Annotated in this window: 21 protein-coding genes and 1 pseudogene; 14 read left to right on the top strand and 8 right to left on the bottom strand. The window is 71.7% G+C overall.

Translation table 11 applies throughout. The annotated features are described in order from the left end of the window. Window positions 1-20: 20 nt before the first annotated feature. Complete coding sequence (locus ACWD2L_RS12355; protein WP_351336509.1) at window positions 21-770, bottom strand: nucleopolyhedrovirus P10 family protein; 750 nt, start codon at window positions 768-770, stop codon at window positions 21-23. 107 nt (window positions 771-877) lie between these two features. Here ACWD2L_RS12355 and ACWD2L_RS12350 point away from each other — a divergent pair, with 107 nt between their 5' ends. Genes ACWD2L_RS12350 through amaP form a run of 5 tightly spaced genes read left to right on the top strand, consistent with a single transcriptional unit; the run spans window position 878 to window position 3,162 of the window. Next, window positions 878-1,348 (top strand): Asp23/Gls24 family envelope stress response protein, encoded by a 471-nt coding sequence (locus ACWD2L_RS12350; RefSeq protein ID WP_351336506.1) that lies wholly within the window; start codon window positions 878-880, stop codon window positions 1,346-1,348. Between the two features lie 43 nt (window positions 1,349-1,391). Continuing rightward, the gene (locus ACWD2L_RS12345; protein ID WP_351336504.1) at window positions 1,392-1,577 is read left to right on the top strand and encodes a hypothetical protein; all 186 of its coding nucleotides are present in this window, start codon (window positions 1,392-1,394) and stop codon (window positions 1,575-1,577) included. A 3-nt stretch (window positions 1,578-1,580) separates the two neighbouring features. Further along, window positions 1,581-1,925, top strand: a complete 345-nt coding sequence (locus tag ACWD2L_RS12340) for an Asp23/Gls24 family envelope stress response protein (protein WP_351336502.1) — start codon at window positions 1,581-1,583, stop codon at window positions 1,923-1,925. Further along, window positions 1,922-2,578 carry a DUF6286 domain-containing protein gene (locus tag ACWD2L_RS12335; protein ID WP_351336499.1) on the top strand — a complete coding sequence of 219 codons (657 nt, stop codon included), beginning with the start codon at window positions 1,922-1,924 and terminating at the stop codon, window positions 2,576-2,578. Before ACWD2L_RS12340 ends, ACWD2L_RS12335 begins: the two co-directional genes overlap by 4 nt. Beyond that, window positions 2,575-3,162, top strand: coding sequence for an alkaline shock response membrane anchor protein AmaP (gene amaP / locus ACWD2L_RS12330; RefSeq protein ID WP_351336497.1), 588 nt, complete (start codon window positions 2,575-2,577; stop codon window positions 3,160-3,162). Before ACWD2L_RS12335 ends, amaP begins: the two co-directional genes overlap by 4 nt. Before the next feature lie 134 nt (window positions 3,163-3,296). Here amaP and ACWD2L_RS12325 read toward each other — a convergent pair whose 3' ends face one another. From ACWD2L_RS12325 to ACWD2L_RS12300, 6 genes are all read right to left on the bottom strand, one after another. Continuing rightward, window positions 3,297-4,052, bottom strand: coding sequence for an SDR family oxidoreductase (locus tag ACWD2L_RS12325; RefSeq protein ID WP_351336494.1), 756 nt, complete (start codon window positions 4,050-4,052; stop codon window positions 3,297-3,299). A gap of 4 nt (window positions 4,053-4,056) precedes the next feature. Next, entirely contained in the window at window positions 4,057-5,868 is a 1,812-nt protein-coding gene (locus ACWD2L_RS12320) for a glycoside hydrolase family 15 protein (protein ID WP_351336491.1), read from the bottom strand. A 100-nt stretch (window positions 5,869-5,968) separates the two neighbouring features. Next, window positions 5,969-6,763 carry an SURF1 family cytochrome oxidase biogenesis protein gene (locus tag ACWD2L_RS12315; protein WP_351336489.1) on the bottom strand — a complete coding sequence of 265 codons (795 nt, stop codon included), beginning with the start codon at window positions 6,761-6,763 and terminating at the stop codon, window positions 5,969-5,971. A gap of 77 nt (window positions 6,764-6,840) precedes the next feature. Beyond that, a complete protein-coding gene (locus ACWD2L_RS12310) occupies window positions 6,841-7,074 on the bottom strand; it encodes a hypothetical protein (protein WP_351336486.1) in 234 nt (77 codons plus the stop codon). Window positions 7,075-7,365: 291 nt separating this feature from the next. Further along, window positions 7,366-8,352 (bottom strand): DEDDh family exonuclease, encoded by a 987-nt coding sequence (locus ACWD2L_RS12305; RefSeq protein ID WP_351336484.1) that lies wholly within the window; start codon window positions 8,350-8,352, stop codon window positions 7,366-7,368. Between the two features lie 79 nt (window positions 8,353-8,431). Next, the gene (locus tag ACWD2L_RS12300; protein WP_351336481.1) at window positions 8,432-9,058 is read right to left on the bottom strand and encodes a TetR/AcrR family transcriptional regulator; all 627 of its coding nucleotides are present in this window, start codon (window positions 9,056-9,058) and stop codon (window positions 8,432-8,434) included. Between the two features lie 130 nt (window positions 9,059-9,188). Between ACWD2L_RS12300 and ACWD2L_RS12295 the strand changes: the two genes are divergently transcribed. From ACWD2L_RS12295 to ACWD2L_RS12265, 7 genes and pseudogenes are all read left to right on the top strand, one after another. Next, window positions 9,189-9,986: an acetoacetate decarboxylase family protein gene (locus tag ACWD2L_RS12295; RefSeq protein WP_351336479.1), complete on the top strand. Its 798-nt coding sequence runs from the start codon at window positions 9,189-9,191 to the stop codon at window positions 9,984-9,986. A gap of 1 nt (window position 9,987) precedes the next feature. Next, window positions 9,988-10,872 (top strand): SDR family NAD(P)-dependent oxidoreductase, encoded by an 885-nt coding sequence (locus tag ACWD2L_RS12290; RefSeq protein WP_351336476.1) that lies wholly within the window; start codon window positions 9,988-9,990, stop codon window positions 10,870-10,872. A gap of 45 nt (window positions 10,873-10,917) precedes the next feature. Continuing rightward, window positions 10,918-12,210 (top strand): amidohydrolase family protein, encoded by a 1,293-nt coding sequence (locus ACWD2L_RS12285; RefSeq protein ID WP_351336474.1) that lies wholly within the window; start codon window positions 10,918-10,920, stop codon window positions 12,208-12,210. After that, window positions 12,207-13,451, top strand: a complete 1,245-nt coding sequence (locus ACWD2L_RS12280) for an amidohydrolase family protein (protein WP_351336471.1) — start codon at window positions 12,207-12,209, stop codon at window positions 13,449-13,451. Before ACWD2L_RS12285 ends, ACWD2L_RS12280 begins: the two co-directional genes overlap by 4 nt. A 24-nt stretch (window positions 13,452-13,475) precedes the next feature. After that, a pseudogene (locus tag ACWD2L_RS12275) lies at window positions 13,476-13,634 on the top strand (VIT1/CCC1 transporter family protein); the annotation flags it as partial. 79 nt (window positions 13,635-13,713) lie between these two features. Continuing rightward, window positions 13,714-14,598: a sterol desaturase family protein gene (locus ACWD2L_RS12270; protein ID WP_351336468.1), complete on the top strand. Its 885-nt coding sequence runs from the start codon at window positions 13,714-13,716 to the stop codon at window positions 14,596-14,598. Between the two features lie 14 nt (window positions 14,599-14,612). After that, window positions 14,613-15,284, top strand: coding sequence for a lysoplasmalogenase (locus ACWD2L_RS12265; protein WP_351336553.1), 672 nt, complete (start codon window positions 14,613-14,615; stop codon window positions 15,282-15,284). On the opposite strand, the gene ACWD2L_RS12260 is transcribed toward ACWD2L_RS12265, so the two are convergent. After that, complete coding sequence (locus tag ACWD2L_RS12260) at window positions 15,244-16,041, bottom strand: class I SAM-dependent methyltransferase (RefSeq protein ID WP_351336466.1); 798 nt, start codon at window positions 16,039-16,041, stop codon at window positions 15,244-15,246. The two genes, ACWD2L_RS12265 and ACWD2L_RS12260, sit on opposite strands and share 41 nt — an antisense overlap. 189 nt (window positions 16,042-16,230) lie before the next feature. Between ACWD2L_RS12260 and ACWD2L_RS12255 the strand changes: the two genes are divergently transcribed. Together ACWD2L_RS12255 and ACWD2L_RS12250 are read left to right on the top strand one after the other, a co-directional pair. Beyond that, window positions 16,231-17,490: a sensor histidine kinase gene (locus ACWD2L_RS12255; RefSeq protein WP_351336464.1), complete on the top strand. Its 1,260-nt coding sequence runs from the start codon at window positions 16,231-16,233 to the stop codon at window positions 17,488-17,490. Next, complete coding sequence (locus ACWD2L_RS12250; protein ID WP_351336461.1) at window positions 17,487-18,122, top strand: response regulator transcription factor; 636 nt, start codon at window positions 17,487-17,489, stop codon at window positions 18,120-18,122. Before ACWD2L_RS12255 ends, ACWD2L_RS12250 begins: the two co-directional genes overlap by 4 nt. The last annotated feature ends 4 nt before the right edge of the window (window positions 18,123-18,126 follow it).

The raw sequence follows: 18,126 nt of genomic DNA, 5'->3' as shown, positions 1-18,126 counted from the left end.
GAAGGGGCGGCGGGGGCGAGCTACGCCGTGATCTCCGTGACCAGCACCGCGACGGTGGGCCCGTCCGGCAGGGCCTTGGCCACCGCCCGGCGGACCGCCCCGGTCACCTCGATGGGTCGAACGCCCACCGCCACCGCCACCTCCACCCGCACATGCCGCCGCGGCAACGCCCCCTCACCGGCCCGCTCCTCAATGTGGACCGCACGACCCAGCCCCCCGAGCGCCCCGGTCAACCGCGCCACCCCCGGCACCGCGAGGGCGGCCTCGGCGGCACGCCCCGCGTCCCCGGAGGAGGCCGGCTTCGAGTCGCCGGGCCCCGGTGGCTCCTCGAGGGAACCGGTATCCCGATCCCCATCCGCGTCCGCCACCCGATCGGCCTCATCGAGCAGCGCCGTGACCTGAAGGTCGACCTCCGACACCACCAGCCCGACCCACTCCGCCGCCCCGGCAAGCGCCTCCCTCAGCCGATCGGCGGCAACCGGCAACGGTTCGTCCGCCGTCGCCGCACACTCCGCCGTGAGCCGCAACGGCCCCGCCGGCAGCGCGCTCGGCGGGGCCGGCACCGCGGGCTCCGCCGCCGTGTCGGGGTCGGCGAGACCGAGCCGCAGCGCACCGAGACGTACCCCGCTCAGCCCTTGAACCGCACGGCGCAGCGCCTGCGCCGCCGCCGGCTCCGCGAGCCACGCGCCGTCCTGCGGACCGCCGAGCGGCAGCAGTCTGCCGAGCCCCAGCTGCGTACGCACTGCCTCTGTCCATCGATCAGCCGTCATTGCCCCAGGCTGCCCCATACCGAGCGCGCCTTCCTGTTGCTGGACCTAATGTGGGCAAAAGAAGGCAGCACACCACCGAGATCCCACCTCACCGAGGGGACGGCCCGATGAGTGACACCGCGCAGAAGCCGGGCGAGACGCCCGGTTCGGCCGCAGCCAGGACCAATGTGACCAAGCGGGCCGGCGGCGACCCCGCCGGCCGTGGGCGGACGACCATCGCCGACGGCGTCGTCGAGAAGATCGCGGGCCTCGCGGCACGCGACGTCGAGGGCGTCCATGCCATGGGCAGCGGCCTCTCCCGCACGTTCGGCGCGGTGCGCGACCGGGTCCCCGGCGGCGCCAAGTCCGTGTCGCGCGGGGTGAAGGCCGAGGTCGGCGAGGTACAGACGGCGCTCGATCTGGAGATCGTCGTCGAGTACGGCGTGTCGATCGCGGACACCGCGCGCGCCGTCCGGGAGAACGTGATCGTCGCCGTCGAGCGCATGACCGGGCTCGAGGTCGTCGAGGTCAACATCGCCGTCAGCGACGTGAAGCTGCCGGACGAGGAGGACGAAGAGCCGGAGTCACGGCTCCAATGACATCCGTCGCCGTAGCTACGGGCTTCCCTAGGAGGAGCGCACGATGAACCTGGCCGTGGTCGGCATGATCGCCGGCATGGCCCTCGGATTCGCCGGATACTTCGGCGGTTTCGGGGCCTTCCTGCTGGTGGCGGCGCTCGGCGCCATCGGTTTCGTCGCAGGCCGGTTCCTGGAAGGGGACCTGGAATTCGGCGAGTTCTTCCGTTCGCGCGGCGATCGGCGGGGGTGACCGATGTCGGCTCAGGTCGCGCCGACCGAGCGCGGCGCGACCCGGATCGCCGACCGGGTCGTCGCGAAGATCGCCGCGCACGCGGCACGAGAGGCACTGATGCGGATCCCCGAGGACGGGGCGGCGCCGGGCGCCACGGTCACCGTGCGGCAGGGCAGCGCGCGGGTCCGGATCAGCATTGAGCTGGAGTATCCGACGGACATCGGTCGGCAGTGCGGTGCCGTGCGTCGTCAAGTCTCGCAGCGGGTAAGGGAGTTGGCGGGAATGGAAGTGCCCGAGGTGGCCGTCCAGGTCGAGCGGCTGCACTCGGCGCACACGCGTGGAACGGACCGGGGGAGGATCCGATGAGCGAACCCACCCGGCCGATTCCGGTGGTCGAGCGGGACGGAAGCAGCGAGCTCGACCAGTCGGCGTCCGCCGCCTCGTACGAACCGCACCCCACGCTGGAGAGCGAGCCGAAGGCGAGCCGTTTCTGGTCGGGTCGGCGCGTCCCGGCGGCGCTCGTGGCGCTGGTGCTCCTGGCCGCCGTCGGGCTGCTGCTCTACGACGTGGCCGCGGTGCGGGCGGGGCGCGACGCGATGGGGTGGCGGCAGACGCTCGCGGACGAGCTCTCCACGCGGCCCCTCGACGACACCGCCGTCCTCATCGGCGCGGGTGTCGCGGCCGCGCTCGGCCTGTGGCTGATCGTGCTCGCGGTGACGCCCGGACTGCGCTCCCTGCTGCCGATGCGCCGCACGCACCCCGAGGTCCGCGCGGTGCTGCACCGGGACGCCGCCGCGATGGTGCTGCGCGACCGGGCCATGGAGGTGTCGGGCGTGCAGTCCGTACGCGTACGTATGAAGCGCTCCAAGGTGGACGTGCGGGCGCTCTCGCACTTCCGTGAACTCGACGACGTACGGGCCGACTTGGACGCCACGCTCGGCGACGGGATCAAGGAGCTGGGGCTCGGCAAGGCGCCGGGCCTCGCCGTGCGTGTCGCACGGCCGGGGAAGAAGGGATGAGCGGCGTGCTCAGGACCGTCAACCGGATCGTGCTCGGCCTGCTGGGGCTCGTTCTCGCACTCGGCGGCGGCTCGGTGCTCGCCGTCGGGCTCGGCGTGCAGCCGCCGTCGTGGTGGATCCACGACGGCCGGGACGACGTGCTGGTCAGCGATGCCGACCGGGCGCGCTGGCACGACGAGGGCTGGTTCTGGCCGACGGTGATCGCCGTGCTCGGCGTCGTCGTGCTGCTCGCCCTGTGGTGGCTGATGGCGCAGCTACGGCGCCGCAGGCTCGCCGAGGTGCTGGTCGACAGCGGTGACGGCGAGGGGGCGCTGCTGCGGGGCCGGGCCCTGGAGAACGTCCTCGCGAGCGGCGCGGAGTCCCTGGACGGGGTCGACCGGGCCGGCGTGCGGCTGACCGGCCGCCGCTCCACTCCGCAGGCCCGCGCGACCCTCACCCTGGAGCCGCACGCGGTTCCCGGCGAGGCGCTGCGCCTGCTGAGCGAGGACTCCCTGAGGCAGGCGAGGGACTCGGCGGGCCTGACGGAACTCCCGACGGAGGTCCGGCTGCGGGCGGTCAAGCACCGTGCGGAGCGGGTGAGTTGAGCATATTCAGCCCGCGCGACGATTGAGGACGGGCCGAAGCCCCGTGCATTCGGCGGCAAAGGGCGGGATCCATTTCAAGCCCGCTCTGGGACGAGAGGCACACGAGCCCGAAGGGCGATCCCTACGGCCAGCCGTCAGAACCCGTGCCGGAAACCCCCGTCCACCGGCAGCATCACACCGGTGAGGTAGGACGCGGCGGGTGACAGGAAGAACGCCGCCGTCCGCCCGAACTCCTCCGGAGTCCCGTACCGCCGCAGCGGGATCCGGGACTCCTGCGCCGTCCGGGCCGCCTCCGGATCCGCCGCCATCCCGTCCAGCTCGCGCACCCGGTCCGTGTCGATGCGGGCGGGCAGCAGCCCCACGACACGAATGCCGCGCGGCCCCAGCTCGTCCGCGAGGGACTTGGCGAAACCGGCGAGCCCGGGCCGCAGCCCGTTCGAGATCGTCAGTCCGGGGATCGGCTCGTGCACGGAGCCGGAGAGCACGAACCCGATGACGCCGCCCTCGTGCAGTTGCGCCGCGGCCGCCCGGGCTAGCCGCACCGCCCCGAGGAACACGGACTCGAACGCGGCGGTCCACTGCTCGTCCGTGTTGTCGGCGACGAAGCCGGGCGCGGGCCCGCCGACGCTCACCAGGATCCCGTCGAAGGAGCCGAACTGCTCGCGGGCCGCCCGGATCAGCTGCTCCGCGACGTCCGGGTCGGAGTTGTCGGCGGCGACGCCGTACGCGTTCGGTCCGAGCGCGGCCGCCGCCTCCTTGGCCGTCTGCTCGTCGCGCCCGCTGATGACGACCTTCGCGCCGTCGGCGACCAGCTCGCGCGCGGCCGCGTTGCCGAGGCCCCGCGTCGCGCCGGTGACTACGTACACACGGTTCTTCAGTCCAAGATCCATGCTCCTATCCTCCCTCTCCCTCGGACGGCGTGCCGAACAGGGTCAGCGCCGTGCCCACGAGGCCGATGTGACTGAACGCCTGCGGGAAGTTGCCGAGCAGGCGGCCCGCCACGGGGTCGTACTCCTCGGCGAGCAGCCCCACATCGTTGCGCAGCGCCATGAGTCGTTCGAACAGCTCGCGCGCCTCCTTCGTGCGCCCCGTCATGTGCAGCGCGTCCGCGAGCCAGAACGAGCAGACCAGGAACGCGCCCTCCTGGCCGGGCAGCCCGTCCACGACGGTCTCGTCGGTGCTGTAGCGGCGCAGCAGGCCCTGGTACGACAGCTCGTCGCGGACCGCGTCGACCGTGCCGACCACGCGCGGGTCGTCCGGCGGCAGAAAGCCGACGCGGGGCAGGAGCAGGAGCGACGCGTCGAGTGCGGACGAGCCGTAGTACTGGGTGAACGTGCCGCGCTCCGCGTCGTAGCCGCGCTCGCACACGTCCCGGTGGACGGCGTCGCGCAGCTTGCGCAGCCGGTCGATGTCGCCGGGCAGCTCCGGGTCGTCCTCCATGGCGCGCACGGTGCGGTCGGCGGCGACCCACACCATCACCTTCGAGTGCACGAAGTGCCGGCGCGGCCCGCGCACCTCCCACAGCCCTTCGTCGGGCTCGCGCCACGCCTCCTCCAGGAAGTCGAGCAGCGCCAACTGCAGCCGCCAGGCGTGCGGTTGGGCCTGCAGGCCCTCGCGGCGGGCGAGCGCGAGGGAGTCGACGACCTCGCCGTACACGTCCAGCTGGAGCTGATGGGCGGCGTCGTTGCCCGCGCGTACGGGGCGGGAGTCGCGGTAGCCGCTCAGCCAGCCGAGCTCCTGCTCGGGAAGGCGCCGCTCGCCCGCGAGGCCGTACATGATCTGCAGGTCGGCCGGGTCGCCCGCGGCGGCCCGCAGTAGCCAGTCGCGCCAGGCCTCGGCCTCGTCGAGATAGCCGGCGGAGAGCAGCGCGCCGAGCGTCAGCGTCGAATCGCGCAGCCAGCAGTACCGGTAGTCCCAGTTCCGTACGCCGCCGATCTCCTCGGGGAGCGAGGAGGTGGGGGCGGCGACGATGCCGCCGGTCGGCGCGAAGATGAGGGCCTTCAGCGTGAGGAGGGAGCGGAGCACGGCCTCCCGGTGCGGCCCTTGGTAGCGGCAGCGGTCCGCCCACGCACGCCAGTCCTCCAGGCTGTGCCGCAGCGACTCGTGCGGGTCGATCTGGGGTGGGCGCTTCTCGTGCGAGGGATGCCACGTCAGGACGAAGGCGACGGTCTCGCCGGCCTCGACCGTGAACTCCGAGTGGGTACCGAAGTCCTCGCCCCACGTGTGGACGTCCGGTTCGCTGCGCAGCCACGCCGAGTCCGGTCCCGCGACGGCGACCCGGTGCCCGTCGGAGCGGCGCATCCACGGCACGACGGAGCCGTAGTCGAAGCGCAGGCGCAGCGTGCCGCGCATCGTGACGCGTCCGCTGAGGCCCTCGACGATGCGGACGACGTCCGGGGCCTCGTCGCGCTGCGGCATGAAGTCGGTGACGCGGACGCTGCCGTCCGGCGTCTCCCACTCGGTGTCGAGCACGAGGGAGCCGGGGCGGTACGCGCGCGTGGTGCGGTGTTCGGCAACTTCGGCCCCTTCGGGTGCTTTGGGGGCGAGCCGCCAGTGACCGTTCTCCTCGCCGCCGAGCAGCGCGGCGAAACAGGCGGGGGAGTCGAAGCGGGGCAGGCACAGCCAGTCGATCGACCCGTCCCTGCCGACGAGCGCGGCGGTCTGGTGGTCACCGATGAGGGCGTAATCCTCGATATGTGGGCGCACACGACATGGGTTCCCCGTGAGAGGCGGGGTGCTGCATGTGAATTTCTGTCGCGTCCTGTATGCCGTGCCCTGCGTGCCGCGCTCTGTGTGCCGGTCCGTTTCAGCCGACGGCGGCAGGCGTCTCGGCCTCGGCCGTGGACGCCTCTTCCTTACGGCGACGCTCCCGCAGCTCGCGACGCACCAGCACCACCCAGCCCACGGGCACCGCGGCGGCGAACAGCCACCATTGGATCGCGTACGCGTAGTTCAGTGCGGAGTCCTCTTTGCCGGGGGCTCCGACCAGTTCGGGGGTGGACCCCTTCGGGTCGGGCGCGGTCTGGGCGACGTAGCCGCCGAGCACCGTCTTCCCGAGGCGCTCGGCCTCCTGCTTGCTGTTGATCAGCATGACCTGTCGGTCGGGCAGGTCCTTGATGTCCTTGATGCCGCTGGCCTCGGTCGTCTCATTGGGCATCAGACGGCCGGTGACGGTGGTCTCGCCGCGCGGCGGGGCGGGGACCCTCGGGAAGGAGGTCTGCGCCCCGTTCGCCGGGATCCAGCCGCGGTTGACCAGCAGGACCTTGCCGTCCTTCAGGATGAACGGGGTCAGGATGTGATAGCCGACCTCTTCGTTCGTGTTGACGCGGCGCCGCACCACGAGCTCGTCCGCGGTGTCGTAGCGGCCCGTCGCGGTCACCGAGCGGTACCGCTCATTGCTGGTGACGGTGTGGTCGACGGACGCCAGGTCCTCCACGGGGACGGGCTTCGCGTTGAGCGCGTCGGTGACCAGCTGGTTCCTGGCGTCGCGCTCGTGGTAGCGGTCCATCTGCCAGATGCCCAGCCGGATCATCGTGGGGATGAGAACGAGGGCGACCAGGGTGAGGATCACCCACTGCCGGGTCAACAGGAAGCGGTACACCCCACGACCGTACAGCGGCGGGCATGGGGTGCTTTCAGTGGGGTGCGCCCGATTGGGGCGGGCGTGTTCCGGAGGGCTCAGGCGTTGTCGACGATGCCCACCTTCCCTTCCGCGCGGGAGCAGTGCGCCCCGCAGAACCAGTGCCCGTCGACCTCGACGCCCTGCCCGATGATGCGGCACCGGCAGTGCTCGCAGATCGGCGCCATGCGGTGGATGGCGCAGCTGAAGCAGTCGAAGACGTGCACCGCGCCTTGCGCGTGCACCTCGAAGGACATGCCGTAGTCGTTTCCGCAGACTTCGCAACGTGCCATGCGCCACAGGGTGGGCGTCCGAGGCCGCGCCGGGCGAGCGGTCGCGGGGCGAGTCGCCCCGCGTTCACCCGTCTGCCAGGGGCCGGTGGCCTAGGGACTGTCGTTTGGGTCAGGCCGGGCTCGCGGGGTCTGGCACGCACGCTCGCTGCGTTGTCGTCGGTCGACGACTTCCCCAAGCTCTCGGCTTCGCTCGAGCAGGGGAGGCCCCATTCGCGTCGCCTCCCTCCTCCGCCTTGCGATCGCACGCACCAGCCCCCGCTCCCTGATCCGGCCTGACCCAAACGACAGTCCCTACGCGCCGTCCGCCGGTGTGACGTCCTGCAACAGCTGTCCGAACGCCGCCTCGTCCATGACCGGCGTCCCGAACTGCTTCGCCTTCACGACCTTCGAGGTGTACGAGTCCGGGTCATTGGTCACGAGGAGGCTGGTGAGCCGGGACAGGCTCGTCGCGACATGGAGGCCCGCTTCGGCCGCCCGGTCCTCCAGGAGTTCACGGTCGACCGAGGTGTCCCCGGAGAACGCCACCCGCATGCCCTGCTTGAGCTGCCGGCCCGGCTCGTAGCGCCCCGGGTTCGGGTACGGGCAGGCGGGGCGCTTGCGCGAGGCGCGCCAGGTGCCCCCGCCGCCTCTCGCGTAGGAGGAGGACCCGGGCTGACGCGGCACCGACGCCTCCGACCACTCGGTGAGCGGGCGGCATTCGAGCAGCGGCAGCCGCACGTTCCCCGCCGCGGCCGTGCGCAGGCTCGGGCGGAACGCCTCCGCGAGCACGCGCGCGTCGTCCAGCGCGTTGTGCGCGTGCTCCTGTATGACGCCGAAGTGCGCCGCGAGGGACTCCAGCTTGTGGTTGGGCAGCGGCAGGCCCAGCTCCTTGGAGAGCGCGATGGTGCACAGGCGCTGGCGGACCGGGGCGGTGCGCTGTGCGCGCGCGTACTCACGGGCGATCATCGACCAGTCGAAGACCGCGTTGTGCGCGACCAGGACGCGGTTGTCGAGGCGGGCGGCGAACTCCTCGGCGATGTCCGGGAACAGCGGCGCGGCCGTGAGCACGTCCGTCGTCAGGCCGTGGATCCACACGGGCCCGGGGTCGCGCTCCGGGTTGACCAGCGTGTACCAGTGGTCCTCGACATCGCCCCGCGCGTCCAGGCGGTAGACGGCGGCGGAGATGATCCGGTCGTCCCGGGACAGGCCGGTGGTCTCCACGTCGACGACCGCGTATCCCTTTGGATACGCGGCCGGCCAGGAGGCTGCGGACGCTGCGGTCGGATGGTCTTCGAGCATGGTCCCAGAGGATACGGGCCGGGACTGACACTCCGGTCGCCGCCTTCCCCACAAGCCGTGTCACGGATCACCGGGCGGCTCAAGTGGGCGGGTCCAGGAGCGACTTCACCAGGGCACGTACGGACGTGGTGAAGATCCGCTCCGGGTCGGCGGGCGCGGCGAGCGCGCGGGCCAGCACCCGGTCCTCCTCCGCGGTGCCCGCGCCCCAGAGTTCCTCCTCGCGCGGGTGCTGGGCCGGGGCCCGCTCCCGGTTCCGCTCGACGAGGACGTGGCCGACGACCTGGAAGACGACCGCCCGTACGGCGTCCGCGGCGTGCGTCCCGCGCAGTCCCGCGGCGTGCACCTCGTGCACGAGGGCCTGCTGTGCGGGCAGGAACATCCGCTCGGTGAGGCCGCGTTCGTGGACCATCGCGATCAGATGCGGGTGGGCGCGCAGCCGGTGGCGCAGCGTGCGGGCGACGGAGAGCACGCGGTCCTGTGGGGTGGCCCCGCGTGGCCGGAAGCCGCCGAGGTCGGCGACGGTGCGCTCCACGAGGGCGTCGAGCAGGGACTCGCGGTTGCCGACGTGCCAGTAGATCGACGTGACGGCCGTGCCGAGTTCGGCCGCGAGCTTTCGCATGGTCAGCGCCTGCGGGCCGTGCTGCTTGACGAGACCGGCGGCGACGACGATGACCTCCTCGCGGGTGAGCGGTGCGCGTGCGGCCACTTTCCGCCTCCCCGTCGCTGTCTCGCGCGTATGTCTTTACCCTTCATCGCCTCCGGTGTAACTGTGTTACAGGCGCCTCGCGAACGACCGAACGACCCCCCATCACGGCTCGTACGAAGGGTGGTACGACATGGCACGCGTACGGTACGGAGCGCGCAGTGAGGCGGAGATCGCCGCTTCGCGCTCGGCGAGCAGCAAGCTTCCCGACATCTGGTCCACCGGTGTGGTGGCTGTGTGGGAATCCGATCCGGACGCGGTGGCCGCGGTGCTGCCGCCGCCGCTGAAGCCCACGGGGCGGCCCCTGGTGCGGGCCAACATCAGCAAGGTCGATCTGCCGGGCTATCCGCTGGGCGCGGGCTCGGTGGCCGTCGCCGCCGAGCACGGGGGAGTGCAGGGCTGGTATCCGCTCGTCATGCCGATGACGCACGAGCGGGCGCTGATCGGCGGGCGCGAGGTCTTCGGCGAACCGAAGAAGCTCGGCGAGGTCACGGTGGAGCGCGAGGGGCTCGTCGTGACGGCGGCGCTCGCGCGGCACGGCATCGCCTTCGTGGAGGTGCGCGGCGCCGTCAGCGGTGACCTGCCGCTCCCCGAGCCTTCGCAGAAGACGGACTTCTACTTCAAGTTCCTTCCAGGGGTGGACGGTTCGGGTTTCGACGCGGAGCCGGTCCTGGTGCACTGCCTGCGCAACGAGAAGGTCAGGAAGCTGGAGCGGATCACCGGGGACATCGTCCTGCGGGAGTCCATGTTCGACCCGGTCGCCGACCTTCCGGTGCGGTCCCTCGTGGAGATCACCATCGGCGAGAAGACCACCGACCAGAAGGGCAAGGTCGTCGAGCGGGTCAGCGCCGAGGCCCTGCTGCCGTACATCCATCAGCGCTACGACGACCCGCAGCAGATCCACGACGGCCCGCCCGAGGGGAGCGCCTGACATGGAGTTGCGTGAGGGACAGGTCGCCGTCGTCACGGGTGCGGCGAGCGGGATCGGGCTCGCCATGGCGCGGCGGTTCGCGGCGGACGGCCTGAAGGTGGTCCTCGCCGACGTGGAGAAGGGCGCGCTGGAGAGCGCCGCCGAGGAACTGCGGCGCACCGGTGCGAGCGTGCACGCACGCGTGGTCGACGTCGGCGAGCGCGAGCAGGTCATGGACCTGGCCGCGGACACGTACGCGACGTTCGGCGCCTGCCATGTGCTGTGCAACAACGCGGGCGTCGGCTCGGGTGCCGAGGGCCGCATGTGGCAGCACGAACCGAACGACTGGAAGTGGGCGTTCAACGTCAACGTGTGGGGTGTCTTCCACGGCATCCAGGCCTTCGTGCCGCGCATGATCGAGGGCGGTGAGCCCGGCCACATCGTCAACACGTCCTCTGGGGACGGCGGCATCGCGCCGCTGCCGACGGCGTCCGTGTACGCGGTGACGAAGGCGGCCGTCGTGACCATGACCGAGTCGCTGTACGCGCACCTGAAGGCGGAGCACGCGCGCGTGGGCGCGTCCGTGCTGTTCCCAGGACCTCACATGTTGCGTACAGGCCTGTGGGAGTCGCACCGCAACCGGCCGGACCGGTTCGCGAAGGAGCGTCCACGTAAGACGCCGTACCGCAGCCTCGACCAGTGGGAGGCCGCCATGAAGGAGGCCGGGAACGAGGTCGCGTTCACGCCCGTGGAGGAGGTCGCCGACTTCGTCGCGGAGGGCATCGCGGCGGACCGGTTCTGGCTGCTTCCGGCCAGTGAGCACAGCGACAAGCAGATCCGGGCGCGGTCGGGGTCGATGCTCGACCGGGCGAATCCGGCGTACCTGGAGAGCTTCATTCTCGACTGAGTCCGAGTGACCTTCCCGTGACCTTCCCTTAAGGAGGGACGCACGATGAGCAATCAGGACAATCAGGACCCCTATCTGATCATCTCCTCCGACTGCCACGCCGGGCTGCCCACCGAGGAGTACCGGCCCTACCTGGACAGCCGTTTCCATCGCGACTTCGACGGCTTCCTCGGCGAGCGGGACAAGCGCCGTGAGGAGGCGACCCGGCTCGGGATCCGCAACGACGCGTTCGCCGCCAAGTGGTTCGAGGACAACGAGGAGGGCCTGCGCGGCGGCTGGGACAGCGCACAGCGCCTCAAGGAACTCGACGGCGACGGGGTGGCCGCCGAGGTCGTCTTCCCCGACGCGGACGCCGTGGACAGCCAGACGGCGGCGCCCTTCGGCGTCGGACTCGGCCTCTCCGGCGACCAGGACCCCGAACTCGGCATGGCGGGCGCGCAGGCCCACAACCGCTGGCTCGCCGAGTTCGTCGGCCAGAACCCCGAACGGCACTGCGGCGTCGCCCTGTTGCCGGTCACCGCGGACCCGGACAAGGTCGTCGCCGAGATCCACCGGGCCAAGGAGTCGGGGCTCGGCGCCCTGATGATCCCCTCTATGTGGGTCGACCAGGACCCGTACCACGCGCGCCGCTACGACCCCGTGTGGGCGGCGGCGGCCGAGTGCGAGATGCCCGTGGTGACGCACTCGGGGGCGGCGCCGCGGCACGAGTACGGCGACCATCTGGGCATCTACGTAAGCGAAGTGACGTGGTGGCCCGCGCGCCCCCTGTGGTTCCTTCTCTGGTCGGGCGCCTTCGAGCGGCATCCGGGGCTGAAGTTCGGTGTCGCCGAGTCGGGCTGCTGGTGGCTGCCGAACCTGCTGTGGTTCATGGACCGCCTCTACCTGGGGGCGCACGGCGGCAAGAAGCTGTCCCCGTTCGCCGAGTTGAAGCGCTCTCCGGCGGAGTACCTCGACCGGCAGGTCTTCGTCTGCGCCACCAACACCAAGCGCCGCGAACTCGCCCAGCGCTACGAGATCGGCGTCGACAACATCCTGTGGGGCAGCGACTTCCCGCACCCCGAAGGGACCTGGCCCGACACGCACACGTGGTTGCGCAAAACCTTCCACGACATCCCGGTCTCCGAGACCCGGCGGATGCTCGGCCTGTCCGCCGCCGAGGTCTTCGGCTTCGACACCGCCCAGCTGGTGCCGCTCGCGGCCCGCATCGGCCCGACCCCGGCCGACCTCGGCCAGGACGCCGACCAGAGCGCCGTTGAGGCCTCCTGGGCGCGCTCGCGCGAGGTGGGCAGGCACTGGCTGACCGAGCACGACTTCCCGAACATCGGGGTGACCCCATGACTGCCGCAGCTTCTTCTGAGGACCGGTACACCGTCATCTCGGCGGACTGCCACGCGGGCGCCGATCTCCTCGACTACAAGCCGTACTTGGAGGCACGGCACCACGACACGTTCGACGCCTGGGCCGCCGGCTACGTGAACCCGTACGAGGACCTGCTCGCCGACAGCGCCGACCGGAACTGGAACTCCGGGCGGCGCGTCGAGGAGCTGGAGCGGGACGGCATCGTCGCCGAGGTCGTCTTCCCGAACACTATCCCGCCGTTCTTCCCGTCCGCCTCGCTCATGGCGCCCGCGCCCACCCGCGAGGAGTTCGAGCAGCGCTGGGCCGGTCTGCGCGCCCACAACCGGTGGCTGGCGGACTTCTGCGCCGCGGCCCCCGGCCGCAGGGCGGGCGTCTTCCAGATCCTCCTCAACGACGTCGACGAGGCCGTCAAGGAGATCCGCTGGGCAGCCGAAGCGGGCCTCCAGGGCGGCCTGTTGCTGCCCGGCACGCCGCCCGGCTCGGGCCTGCCGGAGCTCTACTCGTCGACGTACGACCCGATCTGGCGGACCTGCGCCGAGCTCGGCGTCCCGGTCAACCACCACGCGGGTTCGGCGTCCCCGCCGCTCGGCGAGGAACCGGCCGCCCGCGCGGTCTTCATGGTCGAGACGACGTGGTTCTCGCACCGTGCCCTGTGGCACCTCGTCTTCGGCGGCGCGTTCCGTAAGCATCCGGACCTTCGGCTGGTCCTCACGGAGCAGGGTTCCGGGTGGATCCCCGGAGTGCTCGACATGCTGGACTACTACCACGCGCGCCTGGTGAAGGCCGCCACGCGCGCGAACACCGCGGAGTCCAAGTTCGGTGCGGGCCTTGCCGATTCGATGGGCAAGGGGCCTTCTACTGTGTGGCGCGAGAACTGCTACGTAGGCGCGAGTTTCATGCGTCCCCACGAAGTGCCCCTGCGGGACCGGATCGGCCTCGACAAGATCATGTGGGGCAGCGACTACCCGCACGACGAGGGCACGCACCCGTACACGCGCGAGGGCCTGCGCATCGCCTACGCCGGGCTGCCGAAGGACGAGATCGCCGCGATGGTCGGCGGCAACGCGGCCCGCGTCTACGGGTTCGATCTCGGCCTCCTCGACCCCATTGCGGCCCGTGTGGGCCCCACGGTCGCGGAGATCGACGAACCGCTCAAGGAGCCGCCCGCGGACGCGACGAGCCCGGTGTTCGCACCAGGGGCGTCGGTACGCGTGTGGTGACGCGCCTGGTGGCACGCTCAGCGCGTGACGGAACCCGGAGCGCGATCCACCCATGACGAGTCCCACGGCGGCGCGCTCGGCCCGCGGCTCAACTGGCTGCGCGCCGCCGTGCTCGGCAGCAACGACGGCGTGGTCGCGATGGCGGGCGCGTTTGCGGCGGGTTCTTTGTTGGGTGTCGCCGGAATCCGACCCGTTACCGGGGGTATTACTTGTCGGTAACTACCTCTAGCCGGGGTCCGTGTCCGGCGCTTACGGTGCACACATGCCGACCCCGAACCTGCCCGACGCCGTGCTGTGGTCGATTCCCGCCTTCGTGCTGCTCACGGTGATCGAGATCGTCAGCGTGCGTATCCATCCCGACGAGGATGCCGCCGGCTACGAGACCAAGGACGCGGCGACCAGCGTCACCATGGGGCTCGGAAGCCTGGTATTCGACCTCCTGTGGAAGATCCCGATCGTCGCGATCTACACGGCGGTCTACGAACTGACACCGCTGCGCGTGCCCGTCCTGTGGTGGACGATCCCGCTGATGCTGCTCGGCCAGGACTTCTTCTACTACTGGTCGCACCGCGGACACCACGTGATCCGCATCCTGTGGGCGTGCCACGTGGTGCACCACTCCAGCCGCAGGTTCAACCTCACCACGGCGCTCCGGCAGCCCTGGACGAGCCTGACCGTGTGGCCGTTCTACCTGCCGCTCATTGCCCTGGGCGTGCACCCGGCGGCGCTCGCGTTCTGCTCCTCGGTCAACCTCGTGTACCAGTTCTGGATCCACACCGAGCGCATCGACAAGATGTGGCGGCCCTTCGAGTTCGTCTTCAACACGCCCTCCCACCACCGCGTCCACCACGCCTCCCAAGGCGGCTACCTGGACCGGAACTTCGGCGGGATCCTCATCCTCTGGGACCGCCTCTTCGGGTCGTGGGTCGCGGAGGTCGAGCGACCCGAGTTCGGGCTCACCAAGAACATCAGCACGTACAACCCGCTGCGCGTCGCCACGCACGAGTACGCGGCCATCGCCAAGGACCTGCGGGCGGCGTCCGGTTGGCGCGAGCGGGCCGGGAGGGTCTTCCGGGGGCCGGGGTGGCAGCCCAAGCCCACCGGCGCCCCGAGCGCCCCGCAGAAGGTCACCGAGGGCGCTGCGTGAGACCTGCCGCACCGATGTGGCGCGCCGCGTTCCTCGGTGCGTGCGCCGCCGACCTCGGCGCGCTGCTCGTCGGCGCGGAAGATGCGCACGTCGTCCTCAAGCCCCTGCTCATGCCGCTGCTCGTGGCCTACGTGATCGCGTGCCGCGGCCCCCGGCTGCTGTGCGCCGCCCTGCTGCTGGGGTGGTGCGGCGACGTGCTGCTGCTGTTCGACCAGGACACGGTGTTCCTCGCCGGAATGGGCGCCTTCGCCGTCGGACACGTCTGCTACCTGGTGCTGTTCAAGCGGCACGGGACGGCACGCGCACGTGGTGCGCTGCTCGGGGCCGCGTACGGCGTCGCGCTCGTCGTGACCGTGGCCTTGCTGTGGCCCGATCTGCCGGCGGACATGCGCGGGCCCGTCGCCGCGTACAGCGTGCTGCTGACCTGCATGGCGTTCGCGGCCTCACGGCTCGGTGCGGCGGCGGGCGTCGGCGGCGCCCTGTTCCTTCTCTCGGACTCGCTCATCGCCACGGGCGTCGCCGACTGGCCCGCCCTGCCGCGCCCCGACTTCTGGGTCATGGGCACCTACGTAGCGGCGCAGTATTTGCTCGCCCGGGGAGTGCTCGGGGAGCGACATGGAGGGCGTGCCCGGTGGCTACAAGGCCCTAGGAATCGGTCCGGGCCTGCCGGTCCGTCGCGCGCGTGACGCGGATCTTGGACTGGCCGTGCTTCAACTCCTCCCAGTCGTCCATGAAGCGCGCCGCCAGGCCGTGCTGGGCGGCCAGCGCGGCCAGCGTCTCAGTGCGGTAGTAGAAGTCCTCCCGCAGTACGTGGTGTTCCTCGCCCTCCGTGCGGTCGAAGGTGAAGTCGAACCAGCCGCCGGGCGCGAGGAGCCGGCCCATGTGCGCGAAGCACTCCTCGATGACCGGAAGCGGGGAGTGCGAGAACACGCTGTGCGCGTGCACCACGTCGAACTCGCCCTCCGGGAGGAACCCCAGCGTCAGATCGCGCACCGGGGTCAGCGTCGGCAGCCGGTCCTGGAGCTCCTGGTCCCGGAGGGTGTCCTGGGCGGCGAAGAGGATGTCGGGGGAGATGTCGACGCCGTAGTAGTGGCCTGGTTCGAGGTAGTCGATGAAGCGCCAGCCGGCCCGCAGATTGCCGCAGCCGATCTCCAGCATCCGGTGCTCCGGACGCAGCCCGTGGCGCCGCAGATAGTCGAACTGCATCGCCCCCAGCGCCAGCCAGCGCTCCCGGCTGCGGCCGCCCACCGCCGCGTCGGGATCGCGGCGCGTGTCGGAACGCATGACCGCCCTGTAGTAGGCGACATGGTCCGGCGAGCGGTGACGCAACCAGGCGTCGCGGGCCGCGCGGCGCAGATGGCGCGGGACGCGGGCGGGGTTGCGCAGCGCGTAGCCGACGCGGTGGGAGAGGGCGGCGCGGTTGGCGGTGAGGTTCTTCGGCATGGTGGTACTCGATCTCCGTAGGGGCCGTGTACCGGAAGTCTCACGGCCGCCCCGCGCCGCCTCTTCGGACGTGCGGCTGCGTCGGGGGGTCCCGCCGGGCCGTACCGATGTCAGCCGATCGGATGATGTCCCCAACGCCGCGTGCGGATATACGTGGTCGGACGGTACGGGCGAGGCGATGGGGAAACGGTGGAACGAGCGGACACGCGGCCGGACGCCGGCCCGCGGTGGCTGACCACCGCCCTGCACGCCGCGTTTGCCCTGCTGCTCGCGGGCGCGGTCGTCCGGCTGCTGACCCGCGGCCCGACCACCGGGCGCATGGTCTTGGTGCTCGCCCTGTTCCTCGTCTTCGGGGCGCTCTACGTGGCCGGCCAGGCACTGGCTCCCGCGCCCCAGCACGGCGGGCGGCCCACCGCCCGCCATCTGCTCTGGCTGGCCGCCGTCCTCGCCGTCTGGCTTGTACTGCTCGCCCTGGAACCGAGCGCCACCTGGTGCACCATGCCGCTGCTCTTCATCGGCCTGCACCGGCTGCCGGTCCGGATCGCGGTGCCGCTGGCCGCCGTCCTCGTCGTGCTGGTGGTCGCCACCGAACTGCGGGTGGCCACCGGCGGGTTCAACCCCAATCTGGTGCTCGCCCCGGTGGCCCTCGGCACGATCGCCACCGCCGTCCTGGTCGACGCCCGGCGGCTGACCGACCGGCAGCGCGTGCTCATCGACGACCTGGTGCGCGCCCGCGGCGAACTGGCCGCCACCGAACGGCACGCGGGCGTCCTGGCGGAGCGCCAACGCCTGTCGGCGGAGATCCACGACATCCTCGCCCAGAGCCTGTCCAGCCAGCGGATGCTGCTCCAGGCCGCCGAACGGCACTGGCACACCGCACCGGACACCGCGCACGCCCACGTACAGGACGCCGCGGGCACGGCCGACCGCGCGCTCGCCGAGGTCCGCCGGTTCGTCCGCGACCTCACCCCGCTCGACCTCGCCGGCAGTTCCCTCGTCCAGGCACTGCGCGAACTGGCCGAACCGGGCGGGATGCCGGGGCCGGCCGAAGTGCCCCGGCCAGTCGTCGAGTTCCGGCTCGACGCCGAGCCCGGTGCTCCCGGCCCGCTGCCGGGACCGGCGGAGACCGCGCTGCTGCGAGTGACCCAGCAGGCTCTGGCCAACGTACGGGAGCACGCCGGGGCGCGTCGGGCCGTCATCACCCTGACCTGCCTGGAGGACCGGATCACCGTGGACATCGCCGACGACGGACGAGGCTTCGACGCGGACAGGCCGCCCCGCCGCGGCCTGTCCGGGACCCGGGGCCACGGCCTCCCGGGCATGCGGAACCGGGCGCGGCAGGCGGGCGGGACACTCGACGTGGAGTCGGTGCCGGGCGAGGGGACGGTGGTGACGATGTCCGTGCCGCTGCCCGCGGACCGCGGCGGAAACGTCAGGGGGACGGCGTGAGCCCCACCGTACGGGTCCTGCTCTGCGACGACCACGCCGTCGTGTGCGCCGGGCTGCGTGCCCTGCTGTCCAGTACCGAGGGCATCGAGGTGATCGGGGAGGCGGGCAGCGGCGAGGACGCCCTCGCGATGGCCGAGGCGCTGCGCCCGGACGTGGTCCTCATGGACCTGCAACTGGGCACCGGCATGGACGGCGTGGAGGCCACCCGGCGGCTGACCGCGTCCGAGGCCGGGGAGGCCCCGCGTGTGCTGGTCCTCACCATGTTCGACACCGACGCGGACATCGCCCGCGCCGTCGCCGCGGGAGCCACCGGGTATCTGCTCAAGGCCGAGCGGCCGGACCGGCTGTTCGCGGCGATCCGGGATGCCGCCGTGGGACGCACCTCGCTGTCGAGCGCGGTCGCCGACCGGGTGGTGTCCAGGCTGCGTGCCCCCGGGCCCGCGCTCACCGAACGCGAACGCGATGTCCTGGCCGGCCTTGCGCAGGGTCTTGGCAACCGGGAGATCGCCCGGGACCTGTTCCTCAGCGAGGCCACGGTCAAGACCCACCTGGGGCGTGTGTACGCCAAGCTCGGTGTGCGGACCCGGGCGGGCGCGGTGGCCGCGGCGGCCCGGCACCGCCTGCTGCCGTGAGCGA

It is taken from the genome of Streptomyces sp. NPDC002754 (genome assembly GCF_053592315.1).
Note: the sequence above shows the minus strand (reverse complement) of the source record. Positions and strands in the feature narration are given on the sequence as shown.